The 22032-nt window shown below is 44.9% G+C and carries 19 protein-coding genes; 18 read left to right on the top strand and 1 reads right to left on the bottom strand.

Features of this window, described 5'->3' with window-relative positions; genetic code table 11:
• The 3 genes from V8Q34_RS10865 (at position 1) to V8Q34_RS10875 (ending at position 2108) form a co-directional block, all read left to right on the top strand.
• A complete protein-coding gene (locus tag V8Q34_RS10865) occupies positions 1-969 on the top strand; it encodes a D-2-hydroxyacid dehydrogenase (RefSeq protein WP_335835416.1) in 969 nt (322 codons plus the stop codon).
• A 211-nt stretch (positions 970-1180) separates the two neighbouring features.
• Complete coding sequence (locus V8Q34_RS10870) at positions 1181-1636, top strand: GNAT family N-acetyltransferase (RefSeq protein ID WP_335835417.1); 456 nt, start codon at positions 1181-1183, stop codon at positions 1634-1636.
• Positions 1637-1712: 76 nt separating this feature from the next.
• Positions 1713-2108: a hypothetical protein gene (locus V8Q34_RS10875; protein ID WP_335835418.1), complete on the top strand. Its 396-nt coding sequence runs from the start codon at positions 1713-1715 to the stop codon at positions 2106-2108.
• A 71-nt stretch (positions 2109-2179) separates the two neighbouring features.
• On the opposite strand, the gene V8Q34_RS10880 is transcribed toward V8Q34_RS10875, so the two are convergent.
• Complete coding sequence (locus V8Q34_RS10880) at positions 2180-3160, bottom strand: LacI family DNA-binding transcriptional regulator (protein ID WP_033139381.1); 981 nt, start codon at positions 3158-3160, stop codon at positions 2180-2182.
• A 367-nt stretch (positions 3161-3527) separates the two neighbouring features.
• Here V8Q34_RS10880 and V8Q34_RS10885 point away from each other — a divergent pair, with 367 nt between their 5' ends.
• From V8Q34_RS10885 to V8Q34_RS10955, 15 genes are all read left to right on the top strand, one after another.
• A complete protein-coding gene (locus tag V8Q34_RS10885) occupies positions 3528-4754 on the top strand; it encodes an extracellular solute-binding protein (protein ID WP_033139382.1) in 1227 nt (408 codons plus the stop codon).
• A 118-nt stretch (positions 4755-4872) separates the two neighbouring features.
• On the top strand, positions 4873-5757 hold the full coding sequence (locus V8Q34_RS10890; protein WP_335835419.1) for a carbohydrate ABC transporter permease: 885 nt from the start codon (positions 4873-4875) through the stop codon (positions 5755-5757).
• Positions 5758-5782: 25 nt separating this feature from the next.
• On the top strand, positions 5783-6613 hold the full coding sequence (locus tag V8Q34_RS10895) for a carbohydrate ABC transporter permease (RefSeq protein ID WP_335835420.1): 831 nt from the start codon (positions 5783-5785) through the stop codon (positions 6611-6613).
• A gap of 18 nt (positions 6614-6631) precedes the next feature.
• Positions 6632-8116, top strand: coding sequence for a glycoside hydrolase family 32 protein (locus V8Q34_RS10900; RefSeq protein ID WP_335835421.1), 1485 nt, complete (start codon positions 6632-6634; stop codon positions 8114-8116).
• Positions 8117-8175: 59 nt separating this feature from the next.
• Positions 8176-9534 carry a NosD domain-containing protein gene (locus V8Q34_RS10905; RefSeq protein ID WP_244805906.1) on the top strand — a complete coding sequence of 453 codons (1359 nt, stop codon included), beginning with the start codon at positions 8176-8178 and terminating at the stop codon, positions 9532-9534.
• Between the two features lie 105 nt (positions 9535-9639).
• The gene (locus tag V8Q34_RS10910) at positions 9640-12114 is read left to right on the top strand and encodes a GH39 family glycosyl hydrolase (RefSeq protein ID WP_335835422.1); all 2475 of its coding nucleotides are present in this window, start codon (positions 9640-9642) and stop codon (positions 12112-12114) included.
• A gap of 243 nt (positions 12115-12357) precedes the next feature.
• Positions 12358-13266, top strand: a complete 909-nt coding sequence (locus tag V8Q34_RS10915; protein WP_335835423.1) for an alpha/beta hydrolase — start codon at positions 12358-12360, stop codon at positions 13264-13266.
• 142 nt (positions 13267-13408) lie between these two features.
• Complete coding sequence (locus V8Q34_RS10920; RefSeq protein WP_335835424.1) at positions 13409-14770, top strand: MFS transporter; 1362 nt, start codon at positions 13409-13411, stop codon at positions 14768-14770.
• Positions 14771-15078: 308 nt separating this feature from the next.
• Positions 15079-16056, top strand: a complete 978-nt coding sequence (locus V8Q34_RS10925) for a LacI family DNA-binding transcriptional regulator (RefSeq protein ID WP_033139389.1) — start codon at positions 15079-15081, stop codon at positions 16054-16056.
• A 78-nt stretch (positions 16057-16134) separates the two neighbouring features.
• Positions 16135-17136, top strand: coding sequence for a LacI family DNA-binding transcriptional regulator (locus V8Q34_RS10930; protein WP_244805904.1), 1002 nt, complete (start codon positions 16135-16137; stop codon positions 17134-17136).
• A gap of 229 nt (positions 17137-17365) precedes the next feature.
• On the top strand, positions 17366-18697 hold the full coding sequence (locus V8Q34_RS10935) for an ABC transporter substrate-binding protein (protein WP_244805903.1): 1332 nt from the start codon (positions 17366-17368) through the stop codon (positions 18695-18697).
• Between the two features lie 39 nt (positions 18698-18736).
• Complete coding sequence (locus V8Q34_RS10940; RefSeq protein ID WP_033139392.1) at positions 18737-19615, top strand: carbohydrate ABC transporter permease; 879 nt, start codon at positions 18737-18739, stop codon at positions 19613-19615.
• Positions 19612-20445 (top strand): carbohydrate ABC transporter permease, encoded by an 834-nt coding sequence (locus V8Q34_RS10945; RefSeq protein ID WP_033139393.1) that lies wholly within the window; start codon positions 19612-19614, stop codon positions 20443-20445. Before V8Q34_RS10940 ends, V8Q34_RS10945 begins: the two co-directional genes overlap by 4 nt.
• A gap of 6 nt (positions 20446-20451) precedes the next feature.
• On the top strand, positions 20452-21240 hold the full coding sequence (locus V8Q34_RS10950; RefSeq protein WP_052098874.1) for an alpha/beta hydrolase: 789 nt from the start codon (positions 20452-20454) through the stop codon (positions 21238-21240).
• 3 nt (positions 21241-21243) lie between these two features.
• Positions 21244-22014, top strand: a complete 771-nt coding sequence (locus V8Q34_RS10955) for an alpha/beta hydrolase (protein WP_033139394.1) — start codon at positions 21244-21246, stop codon at positions 22012-22014.
• Positions 22015-22032: the final 18 nt, after the last annotated feature.

Genomic DNA, 22032 nt, shown 5'->3' on the forward strand with positions numbered 1-22032 from the left:
ATGAAGATAGTTGTTTTAGACGGATATACCTTAAATCCCGGTGACTTGAGCTGGGAAGGTCTGGAACGTATGGGAGATACTGTGATCTATGACAGAACATCCCTGACGGATCACAGGGAAATCATTCAGAGGATTGGCGATGCGGATGTTGTATTTACAAATAAAACCCCTATGCCGGAAGAAGTTCTGGAGGCATGCAGCAGCATAAAATATATCGGGGTGCTGGCTACAGGATATAACGTGGTAGATGTGGAATATGCGAAAAAGAAAGGCATTGTTGTCACAAATATTCCCACATATGGCACAGCTGCAGTGGGACAGTTTGCCATAGCACTGCTGCTGGAAATCTGTCATCATATCGGATACCACAGCCAGGCTGTTCATGACGGAAAATGGGAAAGCAATCCGGACTGGTGTTTTTGGGATTACCCGCTGATCGAATTAGATGGCAAGACAATGGGAATCATTGGATACGGACGTATTGGACAGGCAACCGGAAAGATCGCCCAGGCATTGGGCATGAAGGTGCTGGCATATGATGCCCATAGAAATCCTGAGCTGGAATCAGATACCTGTAAATATGCAGATCTGGATGAGCTGCTGGCAGAGTCCGATGTCATTGCTCTTCACTGCCCCCTGTTTCCCACAACAGAGGGAATCATCAATCAGGTTAATATTGCGAAAATGAAGGACGGTGTGATCATCCTGAATAATTCCAGAGGACCGCTTGTTGTGGAGCAGGATCTGGCAGACGCGCTGAATTCCGGGAAGGTTGCGGCAGCAGGGCTGGATGTAGTATCCACAGAGCCGATCAAAGGGGATAATCCATTATTAAAAGCAAAGAACTGCTTTATCACACCGCACATCTCTTGGGCACCAAAAGAATCCAGAAAACGTCTTTTAGACATTGCTGTTCATAATCTGAAAGCATTTGCAGAGGGAAATACTGTAAATGTGGTTAATAAGTAAATAGGTATTCATCCGATAAAAGTGTTGGAGGGCTGTGCAATGATTGCTGCGCAGCCTTTCTTTTGTTTTGGGGTGTTGAATAGCGGATACATTATCATAATTTGTTTTTAAGGTGTTACGGCAATATAATCCGTGAAGGCATAGGGTAATATGCAAATCTCTGCTATATCTGTTATAATAGAAAAAGCATGAGATTCGGAGGATACTGTTTATGGAACTAGTTATTAAAAAATACCAGGAGCTCACATTAGATGAGTTATATGAAATATTAAAAGTCCGCGCCGAGGTCTTTGTTGTAGAACAGCATTGTGTATATCAGGACATGGATGATCTTGACCAATGTGCAGTCCATATATATTTACGCGATGATGACGAAATTCAAGCTTATTTACGGGTGATTGAACCGGGTAAAGCAGGGGAAGATGCGGTAATAGGAAGGGTATTGTCAAAAAAGCGGCGCTGCGGCTTGGGAACTGAAATAGTCTCTGCCGGCATCGAAGTGGCAAAGTCTCGGATGCACGCGTCAAAAATCAGAATTGCGGCGCAGACATATGTGAGATCTTTGTATGAAAATATCGGTTTCAAACAAAGCAGTGAGGAATTTATGGAAGACGGCATTCCGCATATAGAAATGATTCTGAGTATAGGGCAGAGGAATTTAGTGTAAGTACGGGGCATTGGATATCGTTCCAATTTACAGCGCCATATTGTTTATAAGAAGATTTGAGAAAAGGTGGTCTATAATGCCAAAACAAAAGAAAAAACCTGCAAAGTCGGAACGCCGTGACGCAAGGCTTATAAAAGCACGTCAATGGGTTCTAACCTATCAGGGAAGCCATATTGTACGGGCTTACCGCAAAAAATTCAACGTAGATATTTCCTGTGCGCTGAAAGATTTAGGAGAAATCGGTGCCATCCCATCGGAGAAACTGGCTGCCCTGCAGCGGGCAGAGCAGCTCCGTCTGCAGGCATTGCACCGGAAACGTGAGGAAAAGAAACTACAGGCTGTGGATGACAGTTATCCTGATTCTGACGATACCTTTTTCTTTATTGCCGGCTATACGTCAGGCGGCGCCCCCTACGGTGTCACCTGGGAGGAAATGGGGATGGAATCGTGGGACAGCCCTTCTCCGTGGTAGGGGAAACGGATGACCGCTGTCGCTGCGCTTATGCTCGGTCAGCGCAGTAAACGCGCTGACCTGACTGACAGTTAACTTGTCGTTTCTTTTTCAACCAATGTAGCAGGCACCATACTCTCATATGGGATATAGTTTTCCAGTGACTGGATCGCAATCTGTGCCATGAGAGGGATATTCTGATCAATGGAAGTGATGGAATGTACGGCATAGTTGGATACCGGGGAGTTGTCGTATCCAACCAATTCAATGGTATTTGGAATAGCAATCCCATTTTTGATGCATTGGCGTTCAAACAGACTCGCAATATCATCGTTGGAACAAAAGACACCTATTTTCTTACCGGCATATTTGGTGATAATATGCTGAACTAACCGGTTCATGGATTCGGCAGCTTTTAGTGTGTAAGTATCCGTGAAATCATGTTCTATCACACGTTCATAACATAAGTCTCTTACCTCATATTCAAATCCCAGAATTCTCTTGAAGGAAGGCCAGTCTTCCCGAAAATCATTATTGATATGAATGAAAACCTCGCAGCCGTTACGGACCAGAAGATTTGCGGCCAGCTTTCCACCGGTAAAGTTATCGTTGTTGATCTGTTTGAAATTACCGCCGACACGTTCAACGGAGATCACCGGTACGGGCAGCTTTTCAATGTCTTCGGCAGAAAGGAGATGGCTCAGCAGTATCAATCCCTTGATCCGGTAGGAAATCAGGTTTTGAATCAGCTGCAGTTCCTCCTCCCTTGAATCGTTGGAAGTATAGACGATTAAATTATACCCCTTTTCTTTGCCGTACTTAATAAGCTGATTCAGCAGCTCGGTATAGAAACTTAAATGAAGATGGGGAAAAATGACTCCTACCAGATTGGATTCCCCGGTTACTAAAATACGGGCCAGATTGTCCTGCTGGTAATTCAATTCTTTGATCGCAGCTTTGATTTTATCTTGTGTCTCCTGAGACAAAAGTTCAGGATGATTGAAATACCGGGAAACGGTAGTCAGGGAAACGCCGCTTCTCTCTGCGATATCTGTAATCTTTACTTTACTCATAAAAACCTCTCTTATATCGTTTTTTACGGTCAGCGCAGTAAAAGCGCAGACATACGGAATAGTTATAAATGCTCACTGTTTAGCAAAAATTATAGCACAGTATTATGAAAAATGAAAGGAAAAATGAAAATAATTTCATGAAAAATATTTCATATATGTTTTATCATTTAAAGATAAATTCGACAAAAATCGGGTAAAGTATTATGGAATATAGATAAAAACAAGGGAAATATCTTGTGAAAATTGAAAGAAAATGAAAATTATTAATGAAAACGTTTGACATTATAAGTTTCATGGAATACAATAGAGCCATCAAAGCAAAAGTAACGAAAACAGATGATCAAAAGGAAAACAGGAGGATTCAAAAATGAAGAAAAAGATGCTTAGTATTATGCTTGCGGCAATGATGGCAGGAACAATGGCAACCGGGTGTGGGGCAGATGGAGGAAAAAAGGAAGAGAATCATAAGAACAGCATTACTGTACTGGTAGAAAGCGGTTCACCCGCAGAGGCGCTTGCAAAAGAAACAGCGGCATCTTTTAAAGAGGAGACAGGATGCGAGGTTATTATTGACGCGGTTGCCTATACAGGAATGTATGATAAGCTTTCTACAGAGATCAAGGCAAAGCAGGCTGCCCATGACGTGGCGTGTATGGATGTGGTATGGCTGGCAGCATTCGCAGACGCAGTGGAAGCCGTCAATGATGCAGATACCAGTGATTTTCTGCCTACATTACAGGAAAGCGGAACGATTGATGGGAATCTTTTGGGGTACCCGATGTGGGTAAATGCAAAAGTGCTGATCTACAGAAAAGACCTTATACCGGAAGACAAAGTTCCAAAGACATGGGAAGAGTATCAGGCAGTTGCAGAAGAAATGAAGACCGATGATATGAGCGGAACAACAGTCTTTGGAAGTGGCTCGGATGCAGTGTGTTCCTTTCTTGACTTTGCATGCCAGGCCGGTGCAGAGGGACTTGTATTTGACAAAGACGGCAATGTGAACATAACAGATCAGGCTTACGCGGACGCATTGCATTTTATGGTGGAAAATGCCAACGCTGATTACACTCCGTCAGATTCACTTGCCACAGCCTCTACAGAGTCACAGGAACTCTTTACGAACGGAAAAACAGCTATGCAGCTGAACTGGAGTCATCAGTATCCGGCGGCAGTAAAGGCTCTCGGTGCCGATAAAGTCGGATGCGCACCGATGATCAGCGGAAGTGCGGGTATTGGGGCAACAACCGGTCCCTGGTATGAATGCGTTATGAAAGGCTCTGAAAATAAAGAGATGGCTAAAAAATATGTAGAATATATGTACAGCCACAATGCGGATTATATGGATCTTACCTTAAAGATCGCAGGCAGAACATCTGTATATGAAGAAACAGGTAAAGAGGCGGGCAATGAGCATACAGCGGCAGTTCTTGAGACGTTAAAAGCAAAGCAGTCACAGGCAAGGCCTATGGTGACAACATGGGCGCAGATTGAAGAGGTTTTGATCGGTGTTGTGGAAGCCAGTCTGGGCGGCGCAGATATAAACGAGACATTAGAATCAGCAAAGAATGAGATTGAAGCGATCGCCCGATAACGGAGGCGCGCAGTGAAACAGATAAAGTGAGCAGCAGAGGGGAATCCCGCGAAGCGTGTTGCTGGGCACGGAGTGAACAGCGATTTTTCCCCTCTGTTTATAGAAGGTGGTAAATAGAATGAGATTGATTTCAAGAAAAACATTATTACTATTTTTTCTGCCGGGTGCGGTATTTATGGGGGCATTTCTCATATATCCAATCATTACAATGGTAGCTGACAGTTTCTTTCAAATCGGAATCACAGGTGAGAAGACATTTATCGGTTTGGAAAACTATATACGTGCGTTTACCGCCGGCGGATTTTTAAAACAATTAAAGAATACTTTGATATATATTGCAGTGGCTGTAAGTTTTGAGACGGCAATCGGTTTATTATTCGCATTATTCTTTGAATTGAATTATAAAGGAAGTAAAGTGATACGATCATTCATGATGGCACCTCTCATGATCGCGCCTTTAGTAGCCGGTCTTACATGGAAATTGATGATGAGTTCCAGTTTCGGAATTGTCAATGAACTGTTGGCTGAAATTGGGATTTTGTCAAGCAGCAGTGACATTCTGTGGCTTGCGGATGAAAGGTGGTCGTTAGCTGCATGCTGTATTGCTGATATTTGGCTCACTACACCGTTTATGATGCTGATGATATTGGCCGGGCTGCAGGGCCTGGATTCCAGTATGCTGGAGGCCGCGAAAATTGACGGGGCAGGTATGCTGCAGCAGGTCTTTGCCATAAAGCTTCCTGTGATCAAACCGGTTTTACTGACAGCATTGTCCGTAAGGATCATTGACGCGGCCAGAACCTTTGATATTATCTGGGCAATGACGGAGGGAGGTCCGAACAGCTCATCGGAAACACTCAGTATTATTATATACAAGACATTGACGCGCTATAATGATGTGGGGTATGCCAGCGCAATGGCAGTGGTATTTATTGCAGTATTAGTAATATTTACGCTGGTATTTATGCAGAGTCTGTGGAATCCGAAGAAAAAGAACTGTTAGCTGAGTGGATAGGAGGCGAAAAAAGGTGAAATTTAAAGGTGAGGTCGGGAAGAAGCTGGGAATCAGTCTGTCAGTGGTTTTAACTGTATTCTGGCTTTTCCCTTACATATATGTAATTTGTTGTTCTTTCAAGCCGGGATCAGAAGTGATCGCAGTTCCGCCGAGTTTTTTCCCAAAAGTGTTCTCGGTTGAAAATTTTGGGGGACTGTTTGAAAGAATGGATGCACTCGGATTTCTGTTCAACAGTTTGAGTGCTTCCTTGATAAGTACAGTGATCGCGTTGATATTGGGATCTCTTGCAGCGTATGCAATACAGCGCTCAGGTGCCAAATTATCGATCATACTGGTGGTTTTGGTTTTATGCCTGAAGATGATACCTACTTCAAGTATTGTAGTGCCGATTTATGAATTGATCTGTAATCTTGGCTTGTATGATACCAAAATTGCCTTGATCATTGTTTACGCAGCCATCAATATGCCGTTTGTTATGTGGACCATGTTAAGTTTTTATGAGGGAATTCCCACGACACTGGACGAGGCAGCATTCGTAGACGGGGCAGGCAGCTTCCAAACATTTTGGAAGGTTATTCTGCCGATCTGTAAACCCGGTTTGGCAACAGCGTTTATATTTACTCTGTTCCTTGCATGGAATGATTTCCTTGTGGCATTATTGCTGACAAGTACCAGTGCAAAGACATTTACGGTTGGACTGGCCGGATTTTTGTCAGCATACAATCTGGATCTGGGGCCAATGTGTGCAGGAGCATTTTTGTTTAGTTTTCCGGTGATGATCATTTCCCTTGCGGCTCAAAAATATATTGTGCAGGGAATGACAGCAGGAGCGGTAAAAGGTTAAGCAGTATGGAGGGGTCTTATGAGTAAAGAATTGTTGAAGCTGAATATTGAAAAGGCTCAGATGGAGACAGACAGAAAAAAGGAAGCTGTAAAGAATGGCATGATGCGTCAGCGCTATCATTTTATGCCACAGACAGGGTGGCTGAATGATCCCAATGGATTGATTTATTTTAGGGGAAAATACCATTTCTTTTTTCAGCATAATCCCTATAGTGGTTTCTGGGACAGTATGCATTGGGGGCATGCCATCAGCGAGGATATGCTCCATTGGGAGTATCTGCCGCCGGCACTGGCACCCAGTGAAGGGTATGACGATCATCCAAAAGGCGGATGTTTTTCCGGAAGCGCGATAGAACATGACAATAAACTTTTCCTCATGTACACCGGAACAGCCAATAAAGGCAGAGGTTATGAGCAGACACAGTGTATCGCATACAGTGAGGATGGAATCCATTTTGAAAAATATGAAGGGAACCCAGTGCTGACAGCGCCGGAAGGGATCTTGCCGGATATGTTTCGTGATCCGAAGGTATGGAAGCATGAGAACATGTATTATATGGTGTGCGGCGCAAGCCGTGAAAACAGGGGCTTGGCACTTCTCTATCGTTCCGGGGATATGCTCCACTGGGAGTTCTTCCAGGTTCTGGCGGAAAGCCGTGGGGAATGGGGATTCATGTGGGAATGCCCGGATTTTTATCCGATAGGCGATAAATATGTTCTGACCTTTTCACCTATGGGGGCAGGCGATCATACTGCCGTGTATATGGTGGGAGATTTTGATTATAAGACAGGAAGGTTTTATCCTCATGTGAGCGGTGAGATCAACTGGGGATTTGATTATTATGCACCGCAGTCATTTCTGACACCGGATGGAAGAAGGATTATGGCAGGATGGTCAAATGAATGGGAATGGATGCCATTATGGAAGGACTGGGGGCCAACGTACAGGGAAGGCTGGTGCGGCTTTTTTAACATCCCTCTGGAGGTACGTTTGATGGAAGACAGCACGTTACAGTTTCTGCCAATCGAGGAAATAAAAGCTTTGAGGCAGAACCCGGAATATCTGGACAGTCTTGTGATCACGGAAGAGGAGACAGAACTGAGAGCCGGAGACGGTGTGGCTTTTGAACTGAAGCTGAAGATTGATCTTGAGAATACAGATGCGGATAAACTGGAGCTGCTTTTGCGCTGCGGAGAAGGAAAAAAGACGGTATGTCTGTTTGATCTTGAGAATGCGGAAATGAGTGTAGATCGTGAGAAAGCAGATGGATGGAGCAGAGGTATTTCGAGAAGCGTTATGTATCTGAAGGGAAAAAGGGAGCTGGACGTCCATATTCTGTCAGACCGGAGTTCACTTGAAATTTTCACAGATAATTACCGGAATAACCATTCTAATAATATTTTTGCGGGAGAGACGCAGAATCAGTTGAAAATCCGGGCGATTGGCGGGAGTGCGGTGATCAAAGAGATTGAGACATACGGAATAAAGGATTGTTATTGTTAGAACGGATGGAAGCATTATTGTCAGGCCGGGCGGCGTTAAATATATAGGAGGATTTATGTATGGCAGGTAAAAATTACTATGATGTTACGGAATGGAACGTCGGAGATCCCTATAAAGATATAGGAGAAGTGATCAACAGCATGTTGGCGGATATTAAAAGCAGACAGACAGATTCCAATGTGGAGGAGGGCGGAAAACCGGGGGCTGTCATCTACATTCCGTCAGGGGATTATCATCTTCGTACGCAGGTGGTGATTGATATCAGTTATTTGAAAATCATGGGTGCCGGACATGGTTTTGTATCTTCAAGCATTCGTTATAATCTTCCAAAGAGTGAATGGGAGGATCTGCATGAAGTGTGGCCGGGAGGCAGCCGCATACTAGTTGACCTTTCTCCGAAGGACGCAGATGGTGAGGCGGCAGGAGCCGCCTTTTATGTGGAACGGAGCGGAAATCCCAGGATCAGCTCTGTGGAATTTGAAAATTTCTGTATTGACGGATTACACTTTGCGGACGACGGTTCAGGAAAAAATGATCCGGAAAATACATATGTGAATGGCAAAACAGGCATTTATGTTGCCAGTGCACAGGATTCCTTCCGGATCACAGGCATGGGCTTTGTATATTTAGAGCATGGGGTTATTATTTACCATGCAGACGCATTGTCAGTCCATGATAATTTTATAGCTGAATGCGGAAACTGTATCGAACTGCGCGGCTGGGGACAGGCATCTAAGATAACTGATAACCTGATGGGAGCCGGGTACAGGGGATATTCTGTTTTTGCGCAGAATTTCGGAGGACTTTTGATCACTTCAAATAATATTTTTCCGAGAGGTACAAGCTGTGTCCATTTCGATAAGGTTGCCCGCTCTGTTATCACAGGCAACAGATTTCATTCCTTTTATCCGGGGGCACTGGTATTTGAAGGGAACTGTTCGGAAAACACGGTCTCTTCCAACCACTTTTTACGTGATCATGAACCATGGGCGCCTATGCTTAAAAATGACAATGGCTTAGATGACAGGTATGGCCTTCTGCGCATCAGCGGCAATCATAATTCGGTGATCGCCAACCATATTTCAGAAACAATCCATAGGCAGTCTATCAAGCCGGCCGACGCAAAACCTGTGATCATACATGTTGTCTCGGGCAAGGGAAATTATATATCCGATAATCATATCGTTGCCACAACAGAGGCAGCAGATGCGCAGACCGGGGCATCTGATTCCTGCTTTTCTGCACAGGTGGATGCTCTTACTGCTACGGATAAACTGGCGGTGCTTGATGTGACAACTGTTCTGGTGGCAAAAGAATCCTTTCAAAATACTATACTGGATTCAGGAAGTGAGGAGCAGGTTATTCTTGACAGGCGTGTGAATGCTTTTAGGGCTACGCCGGTGCCTGGGGGAGTGTGACCGGGGACAGGACAAATGGTCCTTTCTGTGATATCGCCTACAATCTGAAAAAGAATTCGACAGATACCTTTTTTATCGGTATAATTAAAAAAGGGGTGATTTCACATGGATGAAATTCGTTTTGAATTTGACTGCGACACATCCGTTCCGCATTTTCATGGGGAGCTGGAAATACTTTATGTGCTGACCGGCCGGTGTGCTGTGATGACGGCAAAAAACAATTATCTTTTGAGCAGTGAGGACTTTGCTGTATATAACCCGTATGAACACCATGAGATTTATCGCGAAGCGGGTGCGCATACTGTTTCGGCATATATTTCGCTGCCGATTTTACAGCAGGCAAATTTAGGACGTGTTAAATGCTGCAGTAAATTGCAGCCGGATCAAGCCGATTATCTTTCCATGATTCGCATGAACCTGGCGGTGGTGTTCAAAGAGGTTACCGATTCGCCTGATCTGCGCCGGCTGCAGATCTTAAGTCACCTTTTCGGACTGCTGGCTATCCTGAAATCACAGTTTGAGTTACCGGAGTCATACGAACTGCACCCGACACAGGAAATAGAACGAATACAGAAAGTCCTGATCTATATCGGACAACATTTTTCAGAGGAATTGAGTTTACAGACGGTTTCGGATCTGGTGCATCTCTCCAAAAGCCAGTTGTCCCGTGATTTTCATAAAATACTGCGCATCTCATTTTCAGATTATCTGCGCCAGCTGCGTTTAAATAAAGCAGAGTATCTTTTGCGCACGAAACGGCAGAGCGTGACGGACATTGCATTGGAATGCGGTTTCTCCAATACCAACACTTTTATATTGAACTTTCGGCAGCAATACCACATTACGCCCGGAAACTATCGCCGATGTTATGAAAAACAGGCATCCCCGCAGCCGCAGGAGGGAATCGCCGCTATTTCCGGTACACTGTCTTATATGAATCTTTTAAAATATGCGGCAAAAGAAGAAGCAGTGCTGCCGTTAAACAAACGCAGCACTCTGCCAACCCGTATTGAAATTGATGCCCGGGAAAATCTTGGTAAATTGCAGCTTCATCACAACGATTCCACGTCACTTGGCTGGGCAGAACAGCTCTTGCACGAGGAGGTCCGTGATGCAGTCCGCGATTCTGTGAAAACAATCGGCTTTCAGAGTGTATTGTTTTTCGGTATTTTTGACGATTCTCTGGACTTTTATCATGAGGACCAAAACGGCAGGCCATGGCTGAGTTTTACCTATATTGATTTAATTCTGGATTTTTTGGTGGATCTTAATATTACCCTGCAGATCCAACTGGGTTATACACCGAAACTTTTGACGAAAGACCGCCGGCATGTTTTTGGGAATTCCTGTATCGGACTTCCGGATAATCTGGAAAAGTGGAAATTTTTAGTGAATGGATTTTTAGAGCACCTTGTTTACCGTTATGGAATAGAGTTGGTTTCGTTGTGGAGTTTCACACCGGAACAGCTCCTGTTTGTGCAGTATGGTGTTTTCTCCCTGGAGGATTATCTTTATTATTACGAAACTACCTGGAAGATATTGCAGCAGCAGCTTCCGGGGGTCATGTGGAAGGCACCTGTGTTTGATATTGATTTTTTGTCTGTGGATGGATTTGACATTCTTTATCGCTTTTTAGACTACTGCAGACAAAAGAGCTGCCTTCCCACCCAGCTGAGTGTACAGAGTTTCTGCATGGATCATGCCAAATATGACCGTGCCGTCACCGAGAATCGTATTCAGGCAAAGATGGATCAACAGCCGGGGGAGCCGGCGCCGATCAGTGCGGATGAAAGTGTACTGCAGCACCGTCTGCAGAAACTCCGTACCTGTCTGAATGAGTATGGGTATTTGGATCTGCCAATCTCTGTTTTCGGTTGGAATACCACATTGTGGCAAAATGATTTGGGGAATGATACTTGTTTTAAGGCAGCCGCAGTAGTGAAGCACTGCCTGGAGAGCCGTAATCTGGTCACTGCAATGGCGATGGCTCATTTGACAGATAACTCGGAACGCCGTGTCATGAACTCTAATCCCTATCATGGCGGTTATGGTATTTTAAATTATTACGGAGTACCCAAAGCGGCTTATTATGCCATGATGTTTCTGACGCTCTTAAAGAACAACGGCGATACAATTCTTGCAGAAGGGGACGGATATATTGTTACTCGTTCCGGGGAGGGCAGGAAGCTGCAGATTCTGCTGTACCATTACTGCCACTATGATGAACAAAATCATCTGACGGAATGGATTCCGCTGGAGGAACAGCGAACAATTGACCGTTATATGGGATTTGTGCAGAAAGGAACGCGCAGCTTTGCCCTTCATCTGCAAAATATGATTCCCGGCAATTATTTGAAACGCAGTTTTTCCGTTAACCGTGAGCATGGGAGCAGTTATGACCAATGGATGAAAATGGGCGCGCCGGATTTGCAGAACCGTACACAAAAGCTGTATCTGACGAAGATCAGTACCTATGGCGCTCTTTATGAAAATGTCCTGATCGGAAAAAGCGGGAGCTTCAACCTGTCCACCGTACTGGATGAACATGAAGTGCGGCTGATATTGCTGGAAAAGCGTTAAGGAAAATAGCAAAGTGATTATTTAGTGGGAAATGCTGAAATGTTCGGCATTTCCCTTTTTGCTGTCAAAAATCACGATTTACAGCACTATAAATCACGATTTATTTCATAAAAAAAGATCTGTGAATGTCATTTTTTCAAAAAATGTGGGCGAAAAATGAATAAAACCTGCGGAGGAATCAAGAGAAAGCCGGGCAAAACGTATGATACAATTTGTAAAATAATAACTGAACGAGGTGATCTTATGGAAGTAAAAGAATGGACCTATGAAGAGTTTCCGGAATTTGCAGAAGAGGTGGAAGGAGCGGAAAGGATTCCGACCACCGGCGACGAAATCGGAGTTTTTTATCAACATGATGTGGAGTATGCGGAGATTGAAGGTGAAAAACTGCATCTGCAGATTTTACGCCCGCTGACCCGTAACCGGCCGAACATGATCTGTCCATGCGTAGTGTTTGTACAGGGTTCCGCATGGTTTAAACAGGACGTATATATACAGCTTCCGCGAGTGGCAAAGCTTGCGGAACGTGGTTATGTAGTGGCTGTGGTGGAATATCGTCATTCAGGCATTGCACCTTTCCCGGCACAAATTATGGATACCAGAAATGCCGTACGCTTTATGCGTGTACATGCGGAAGAATACGGAATCGATTCTGATAAAATCGTTGTTGCAGGCGACTCTTCCGGTGGACACACTGCCATGTTTGCCGGCATGATCCACGATGATGTGGAAAATAATCTCTTCCCGGGTATTTCTGCGGAGGTTAAGGGCATTCTGAATTTCTACGGAAGCTGCAGTGTCATGAAGGAAGATTCAAATCCAACCCAGCTTCTCCACTGTCAGCCGGACAGTCCGGAAGGTATGGTGATGGGGCATGTGGACCTGCGCGAAAGCGAGGAGCTGCGCCGCAGGCTTTCTGTGGAATGCAACATAGAGAAAGACAGTGTGATCCCGCCGACGATCATATTTCATGGTACAAAAGACCGTGTTGTAAACTGTGAAGGCAGCGTGATTCTTTATCGGCGCATGAAAGAATGCGGAAAGGATGTAAAGCTGTATTTGATAGAAGGAGCGGACCACAGCGGCAACGAATTCTGGATGGAACAGGTTCTGGACATCATGGAGGACTTCATCCAAAAGGCAGTGCGATAGTTGGAATACATCCAGACATTAAGAATCGCTTCACGATGGGTTGGATGTCTGTCTCCGGTACATTTTCATACGGTCAGCGCAGTAAATGCGCAGACCTGTCTGAACTGTTATACTGAGGGACCTATAAAAAGGAAAGAAGGATATGGAAATGGCTACAGAAATGAAAAAAATCAGCTTATTTGAAAAACTGATCTATGGATCCGGTGATGTGGGTCTGAATGCAATGTATACTTTGTTCAGCTCCTATGTTTTAATGTTCTATACGGACGTATTGATGATAAATGCTGCATTGATCGGTACCGTGATCATGATTTCAAAAATTTTCGACGGTATTTCTGATTTGATTGCAGGTCAGTTGATTGACAAACACAAAAATAAATACGGTCACTGTATTCCGGTTTTGATGAAATGGGCAATTCCGATGGTACTTTCCGTTATTCTGGTATTTACCGTGCCGGATGGAAGTGTAGGGCTTCGTGTTGCTTACATTTTTATTACTTACAACCTTTTTAACACGATATTATACACTTATGTCGGTATGGCCCATGGGTCGCTTGCATCGTATGTCACGAATGATTCCAAGGACCGTTCCCAGATGCTCATTTTTAAGATGATGTTTGCAGCCGCTACCCAGACCATCATGGCATCGGTTATGATTCCCATGGTGGAATACTTTGGCGGTCAGCAGATGCAGTCTGCATGGATCAAAGCCATCATGGTATTCGGTGTTATCGGTTTGATTCCGATTGCGCTGAACGTCTTTTTTGTGAAAGAGCGAGTGGAAAATGACGCTCCGGCAGAAAACATTTTGATTGGTGTGAAATGTGCAGTTGTTAATAAATACTGGTGGATGGCGTTTATTGTCAATTTGATGGCAAACTTTATCCTGACTTTCAACCTTTCGGTATCCTTGTACTATTTGAAGGACGTTGTTGGCAATATCGCTTTGATGGGCACGTTTGTTGCCTGTTCCAACCTTCCGGGTGTGATCATTTCAGCAGTTGCCCCGTTTCTGCTCAATAAATTTACGAAACAGCAGATGGTCATTTTTGGCGCAGGATGTATGCTTGCTGCACAAATTGCATTTATCTTCATGCCGTTTACGACGACCATGCTTTTCCTTACCGCATTGCTTCGCGGTATCGGTATGGGCTTTGCTATGGGAATGGCAGGTGCTTTGATTGGTGATACCATTGATTACGGTGAATGGAAAACAGGGGTGCGCGTTCAGTCCGTTCTCTTCTCCGCAGCTTCGGTTGGGGCAAAAGTGGGCCAGGGCGCACTGACAGCGGCATTCGGTTTCGTCCTCTCAGCTATCGCTTATGACGGTTCCCTGGCAGTACAGGCTGCAGGCACCATTTCCGGTATTGATGCATTCTTTAAGTACGGTCCGTTGGTGGTTGCCATTATCCTTTTGATTGATATTCTTATGCTGGATGTTGAAAAGAAAAATCCGCAGTTTATCAGGGAAATTGCAGAACGTAAAGCAGGTAAAAACGCCTAAGCTTGTCTCGTAATGGTATATAGTTACATAATAGGTCGTGGTTTCCACGCGTCTTCTCTCCGTTACATGTTATAAGGTAATTATCACTAAATACTCGCGGCAGTTGCCCAGACAGCCAAGTTATTTAATAAATAATTTTTATGCTTAATTGAATGAGCAAGAAAATTCAAACAGCCTATTGGGATTCAGCTGGTTCTGGAAGAACTTATAATAGTTTGACATTACTAAAAAATGTATGATATTGTAAACATAGCCCGTGTTGTTAAATAGATGAAATGGGTATTAAAAAAGTCAAATAAGAGGTCAGCATGGCAAATATAAGAGATGTGGCGAGAGCTGCAGGCGTGGGGATCGGAACGGTATCCAGGGCGCTGAATGACAGCGGTTATGTGGAAGCCGGTAAAAAAGAGAAAATCAGGAGAATCGCAAAAGAGTTAAATTATAGACCCAGTGAGCTGTCACGTAGTTTTGTTCAGAAAAAGAGCGGACTGGTTGGGATCGTACTGCCGGATGTGGCATTTCCGTTCTATGGGGCGTTTTTAAAGTATGCAGAACTGGAATTGAATCATATTGGTTATAAAACTTTAGTGTGCAATACGCTGGGAGTTCAGAAGAGGGTTTCGGATACGCTGGATTTGATTGAGGCGGGCAGTCTTGACGGCATGATCATCAATACAGATGTAACGCGAGAGGAAATCGAGAGAATGAAGGGCATGCCGGTAGTCAGTTTTGAGCGGGTGCTGGCAAAAGAAATACCCATGGTTGCCTCTGATCATATAAAGGGTGGTCAGATTGCGGCAAAGCTGCTGAAAGAAAACGGGTGCAAAAATGTTATGATCCTGGGGGCCAGGTTTGCCACAAAAGTACATGCGGAGAACAGGATTAAGGAGTGCAGACGGATACTGGAACAATCGGGAATACAGGTTACAGCTGTGGAGATCAACGGGGCATTTTTGTCCTATCCGTTTATTGAAGAGATGATAAGCCAGTATCTGGATATGTACAGCCGGATCGACGGCATTTTTACAGAGGATGTGGAAGCCTACTGCTGTCTGATGCAGGCAAAAAAAAGAGGAATCTATGTGCCAAGGGATTTGAAGATTGTGGGGTATGACGGCAATGAAATGACGCGGATGATCGATCCGCAGGTAACTACCATAGCCCAGGATGTACCTCTTCTGGCACGCACCTGTGTGGAGGTTCTTGCGAAGAAGATCGCAAAAGAAAAAGTAGATGCCCACTATTATATTCCGGTGAAATTATTGCAGGGTGGAACTACTGTGTGATGTTCCATAAAAAATGTTTGCTTTGTCTTGCACTGTGGAACAAAATGTGGTACGCTAAAAATAAAAGGGTGGGAATATATGGCAAGCCTGAGAGAAGTAGCGGATGCTGCCGGAGTAGGACTGGGTACTGCTTCGAGAGCATTGAACGGGACAGGTTATGTGTCTGAAGAAAAAAAGAAAATGATACTGAAAGCGGCTGAAGAACTGCATTACAGGCAGAATATGTCAGTACCGGAGCCGGCAGAGCATCATGCAGGACTTGCAGCCAAAGGAAAAACAGGTATCGTTGGTCTTTCTGTACCGGATATGGAACAGCCGTTTTTTGCAGGTCTTTTAAAATATTTGGAGATAGAACTGCATAAATTGGGATACCATGTGATGATGTTTAATTCCCTGGGGGTATCCAATCGTGTGGAAGAAATTGTAGAAATGCTGGAACAGCATATCATAGACGGTGCCATACTCAATACTACGGAATCCGATATTCCGGGGATCGGGCGTGTGGGCAGCAGAATCGTGGCATATGAATGCAGGCCGGCAGAGGGGATGACCCAGGTATATTCAGACCACAGGCAGGGGGGACGGATGGCCGCGGAAGAGTTTTTAAGGTGCGGATGCAAAAAAGTTCTGCAGATATCTTCCGACAGCACATTTTATACGCCCTCCAGCGAGAGGCACAGGATATTGGAGGAAATCCTGAGTGCGGAAGGAACAGAGGTGATCACTGTGCGGCTTGCATGGACAAACATCCTGTCCTATGATTATTACCGCCGCAGTATAGAGGAATATCTTCGTCTGTATCCGGATGCAGACGGCGTGTTTGTGGAGGATATTTCTGCATATTTTGCACTGAAACATGCAGAGGAATCCGGGATATCCGTTCCCGAAAAACGGAAAATAGTCGGCTACGACGGACTGGATCTGACCAGGATCTGCCAGCCTGTTATAACTACGATCGTTCAGGATATTCCGGCAATCGCCAAAATAGCAGCAGGGGTTCTGGTTAAAAAAATAAACGGAGAATCTGTTGAACAGAATTATGTCATTCCGGTTTATTTTCAGAAAGGTGGAACAACATAAGATGTTCCATAAACATATAGAAGTTTTAGACAGGCAGATGTGCATGGGTTTATGCAAACTGCCTGTTTTTTTGCGCTTTATTTCAAACTAATTGACATTTTTTCCTGTATAGTGTATAAAAGGAGTATGAAAACAGTTCCACATAAAATATGGAACTAATGGAACGAAGGCCTTTGAAAAATCCGGATTCAGAGTATCGCCCATACAAATCAAAAAGGAGAAAATCAGTATGAAAAAAAGAAGTATTGCGTTATTTATGGCTATGATGCTGGGAGCAACCGCACTGGGAGGCTGCGGAGATGCAGGAAATGATAAATCCCAGGAGAAGTCAGCCAAACAGTCAGAGGCATCAGGGGAACAGGTAGAGATTACATTTTATTCCACTCAGGCGGGTGTGGACAATGAGACGGTGGCGCTCCTGGATGAATTTACGAAAGAGAACCCGGACATTAAGGTGGAGTTCCTGCCCTGCGGTGATGACCAGCTTCAGGCATGGCTGGGATTATATGCAGCGAAGAAGGCGCCGACAGTGGCTCTTATGGATGTATCTGTGGTGACCCAGTACCATTCTTATTTCTATAATTTCAGTGAAAATGAGGTGCCGTGGGTGGATGATATTGTCACAGGCAAAGAGTATTACACTGTGGATGGTTCTCTTTATGCCATACCGGCCAGTGTTCAGGGATTTGGCCTGATGTATAACAACCGTGTGCTGAAGGAGGTCTTCGGGGAAGATTTTGATATCCATTCTGTTGATACAAGGGATGAACTGGAGAAGATGCTTGACGATATCGATGCGTCAGGTAAGGCGGCCTCTACGATCACGCTGAATGCAGACTGGGCGCTGGCAGCTCATCTAGGTGCGCTCCTCTACTCAGGATATCAGGGAGATGAAACAGCCCAGATGGCATTTATTGACAGTCTTAAGAAAGGGGAAGCCTCTCTTGCAGATGATCAGGTCTACAATGATTTGATGGATACTCTGGATATCTTGTCAGAGCACAATATGAACAAAGCAGACCCACTTCAGATCAATCAGGAAATGAACTGCGAAGCTTTTGCCACCGGCAAAGTTGCTACCTACTTCCAGGGAGACTGGAACTGGATGATGATGAGCGGTGTGGAGGGAAGAGATGAAGAGCTGGGAATGATTCCTTTGCCTATCAGCAACGATCCTGAACAAAATGTGGGACTTCCTATGTCTTCTCCGAAAGGTTACTGTATAGACGCTTCCCAGAATACCGAGGAACAGCAGGCAGCCGGGCTCAAACTGGTGGAATGGCTGTGCAACAGTGAAAAAGGACAGGATTTCATGGGAGTGACTATTGGTTCCACTCTTCCATTCAAAGATGTGAAGGTAGAAAATCCCAATGCCCTGGCAAAGTCCACACAGGAATATATGGAAAAAGGTGAGATCAAAGATATCCGAACCTTTACTGTAAATGTTCCAAGCGATTACTGGTATGTTGTTGGCCCCTATTTCCAGCAGTATGTGGCAGGTGAGCTTGACAGACAGGGACTTGCCAAAGAAATCGAGAGCTACTGGACGAGTTTGGAGTAACGATCATCCGGATAGAGGGAGAGGAAAGAGAGGTTGGGTATGGTAGGAAATAAACACGGAGAACGAAGATTGATACTGCTCTTCTTTATGCCGGCAATACTGGTCTGGCTGGGAATCCTGATCGTGCCGTTTTTTTACGGGATTTTCATTTCTTTTACACAGTGGGATGGTCTGGGAAATGATTTTACGTTTGTAGGGCTGAGAAATTATCTCACAATATTCGGGGATTCCAAATTTTTGGATTCCCTGCTGAAGACATCTATCTATGCGGTGGCCGTTGTGATCGTCAGCAATGTGATTGCTATAGGCCTGGGGCTGCTTCTCACAAGCGCTCTGAAAGGTAAAACTTTTTTCAGGACAGCCATGTTTACTCCGAATATTATCGGAGGGCTGATCCTGGGATATCTGTGGAAGTTTATCTTTAACTTTGGTCTTACGGCATTTGGAAAAAGCGGTGGGATCGCGTGGCTTGAGAAGTCCTGGCTTACCAGCTCGGCTTACGCCATGGCCGCTATGATCATTGTGGCTTCCTGGCAGCTGAGCAGTTATCTGATGATCATCTATGTGGCGGGACTTGCCAATGTGCCGAAAGAACTGCTGGAGGCCGCCTATATTGATGGGGCCGGAAAATGGTCGGCATTCAAGCATGTGACACTTCCCATGATCAGGTCATCCTTTACGGTATGTGTTTTCCTGTCTATTGTCCGTTGTTTCATGGTATTCGATGTGAACCTGGCGCTTACAGGAGGCGGACCATTCAATTCCACAGAGTTGATTGCCCTTAAGGTGTACAATACAGCATTTACAAGTATGAAATTCGGAGTTGCACAGGCAGAGGCTGTGGTATTGTTTCTGATCGTAACGGTGATCTCTGTGCTGCAGACATATTTTTCAATGAAGAAGGAGGTAAAGGCATGAGAAAAGTGAAAGCAAGCCGTGTTTTGCTGTTCGCGGCAGCCTGTATACTGACAGTGATCTATATATTTCCGTTTGTGCTGACTATCTTCAACTCCATGAAAACATCGCAGGAATTTATCATGAACCCTTTTTCCCTGCCATCTGCATTTCATGTGGAGAATTTCACCCAGGCCCTGCAGGAGATGAAGTTTTTCTCAGCCCTGAAAAATACATTTATCCTGACGATCGTGTCCTCTCTTCTGATCACTTTGTTCGGAGCTACGGCAGCCTATGTGGTCAGCAGATTTTCCCATAAGAAATGGGTGAGCGCGTTGTTCCTGATGATGGTGGCATCCATGGTGGCTCCTTTCCAGGTATACATGATACCAATCGTGAAGATATATGGGGGTACCTTTGGACTGAATAACAGCCTTTTGTTTCTGTCCGTTGTGGCCTTGGGGCTGAATCTGCCGTTCTCCATATTTTTGATAAGAGGATTTCTGAACGGTATTCCCATTGAGATAGAACAGGCTGCCATGATAGACGGATGTTCTTACATACAGGTATTCTTCCGGATCGTACTTCCTATGCTGAAACCCATCGTGATCACTCTTCTGGTATTCGTATCCATGGGAATCTGGAATGATTATCTGATGTCCAGCCTTTTCCTCACAGACGAGGTGAAGCGGACTCTGGCGCTGACTATCCGTGTGTTTGTAAATGAGTATTCTGTGGATTACGCGCCAATGCTTGCAGGACTCTTCTTGTCAATGATTCCCATGCTCATCTTCTATGTGCTGTGTCAGAAACACATTCTGGAAGGTGTTGTGCAGGGCAGTGTGAAAGGATGATAATATATGGCATATTTACATTTTAATTTCAAATCAGATGCGATTGATCAAAGTATTGAACTGGATGTGATACTTCCAACTCTGACAGGAGGTATGGACTGTAATCCTCCCTTTAAGACCCTGTATTTTCTCACAGGCTACAGCGGGGGAGCGAGAGAGACTTTGACATTTCTGAATATGAAGCTTCATGCAATGCTTCATGGCCTGGCGCTGGTGGTTGTGACCGGGGACCGTTCCTTCTATGTGGACAAGCCGGAGTGGGGTGATAATTACGGGAAATTTATCGGGGAAGAGCTTGTGGAGATCACCAGATCTCTGCTGCCTCTCTCCCGTAAGAAAGAGGACACCTTTATCGGCGGAATCTCTATGGGCGGATTTGGCGCCCTTATAAATGGGCTTCATTACAGCGATACTTTCAGTAAAATTGCCATGCTGTCGCCGGCCCTCAGAGTCAACAAGATTCTGAAAAAGGAAATATCACCCCTTAAACCGGACAGGATGGAGGCTATTTTCGGGACAGAGGATGAGTATCTCCATTCCGATAAAAATCCGGAAAAAGTGCTGCTTGACAGGAAGAAAAGCGGGAAGGCAATTCCGGAATTGTTCCTTCGGTGCGGCTGCCAGGATGAGCTGGTATATGATGTAAACAAAGAATTTCTGCGGTTTTTGGAAGAACAGAATATTCCGGTGGATTTTGAGGAGACAGATGGAGTTCATGACCTTGTATATTGGAGCAAAATGTTGGAACCCTGTTTTGCGTTCCTGTCCCCGGCGAAATCGTTTATGGAGGAATAGAAGATGGCGTATATTGAAATGAATTACAAATCAGAAAGTCTTATGAGGAGTGTATCCCTGAATGTGTTTCTGCCCTGCTGTGACGGCTGGGGAAATGCGGAGAAACCCTTCAAAACCCTGTATTTTCTTCCGGGCTTCAGCGCCAGCGGAAAAGAATTGAGCACTAGCTTGAGTTTTCGCCTGCAGTCCATGATGAAGGGGATTGCAGTGGTGATACCGGACGGGGATAATTCTTTTTATGTGGACAGACCGGACCGGTTTGCCTGGTACAGTAAGTTTGTCGGCAGCGAGATCGTGGAGGTGACCAGGAGTATTTTCCCCCTCTCTGTTAAGCGGGAAGACACCTTCATCGGCGGAATCTCCATGGGCGGATATGGGGCGCTGTTGAACGGCCTGCGTTACAGAGAGACCTTTGGGAAGATTGCGGCTATGTCTCCGGGACTTGATTTCTATGATCTTATGGAGCGGGGTGTGAACGGTTTTACCCGGGAATACCTGGACGGGCTTTTTGGAAGCAGGGAGGAGTTTGAGCGCACAGATCTGGGTCTGGACCCGGCTTATCTGGAAGCGAAGAAGGCGGGAGAAGAGATCCCGGAACTATTTATGTGCTGCGGACGTCAGGATGAGCTGGTGTATGAGAATAATGTCCGCTTTGTAAAATTTCTGCAGGAAAATCAGATTTCGGTTGATTATCGGGAAGATGACGGCGGCCATGATGTAATGTTCTGGGAAAAATTTATGGATCCTGTATTTGCGTTTCTGGCACAGAAATAAGGAATGTGAAAATGAATT

It is taken from the genome of Blautia sp. JLR.GB0024, assembly GCF_037000545.1.
GTDB lineage: Bacteria > Bacillota > Clostridia > Lachnospirales > Lachnospiraceae > Blautia > Blautia celeris.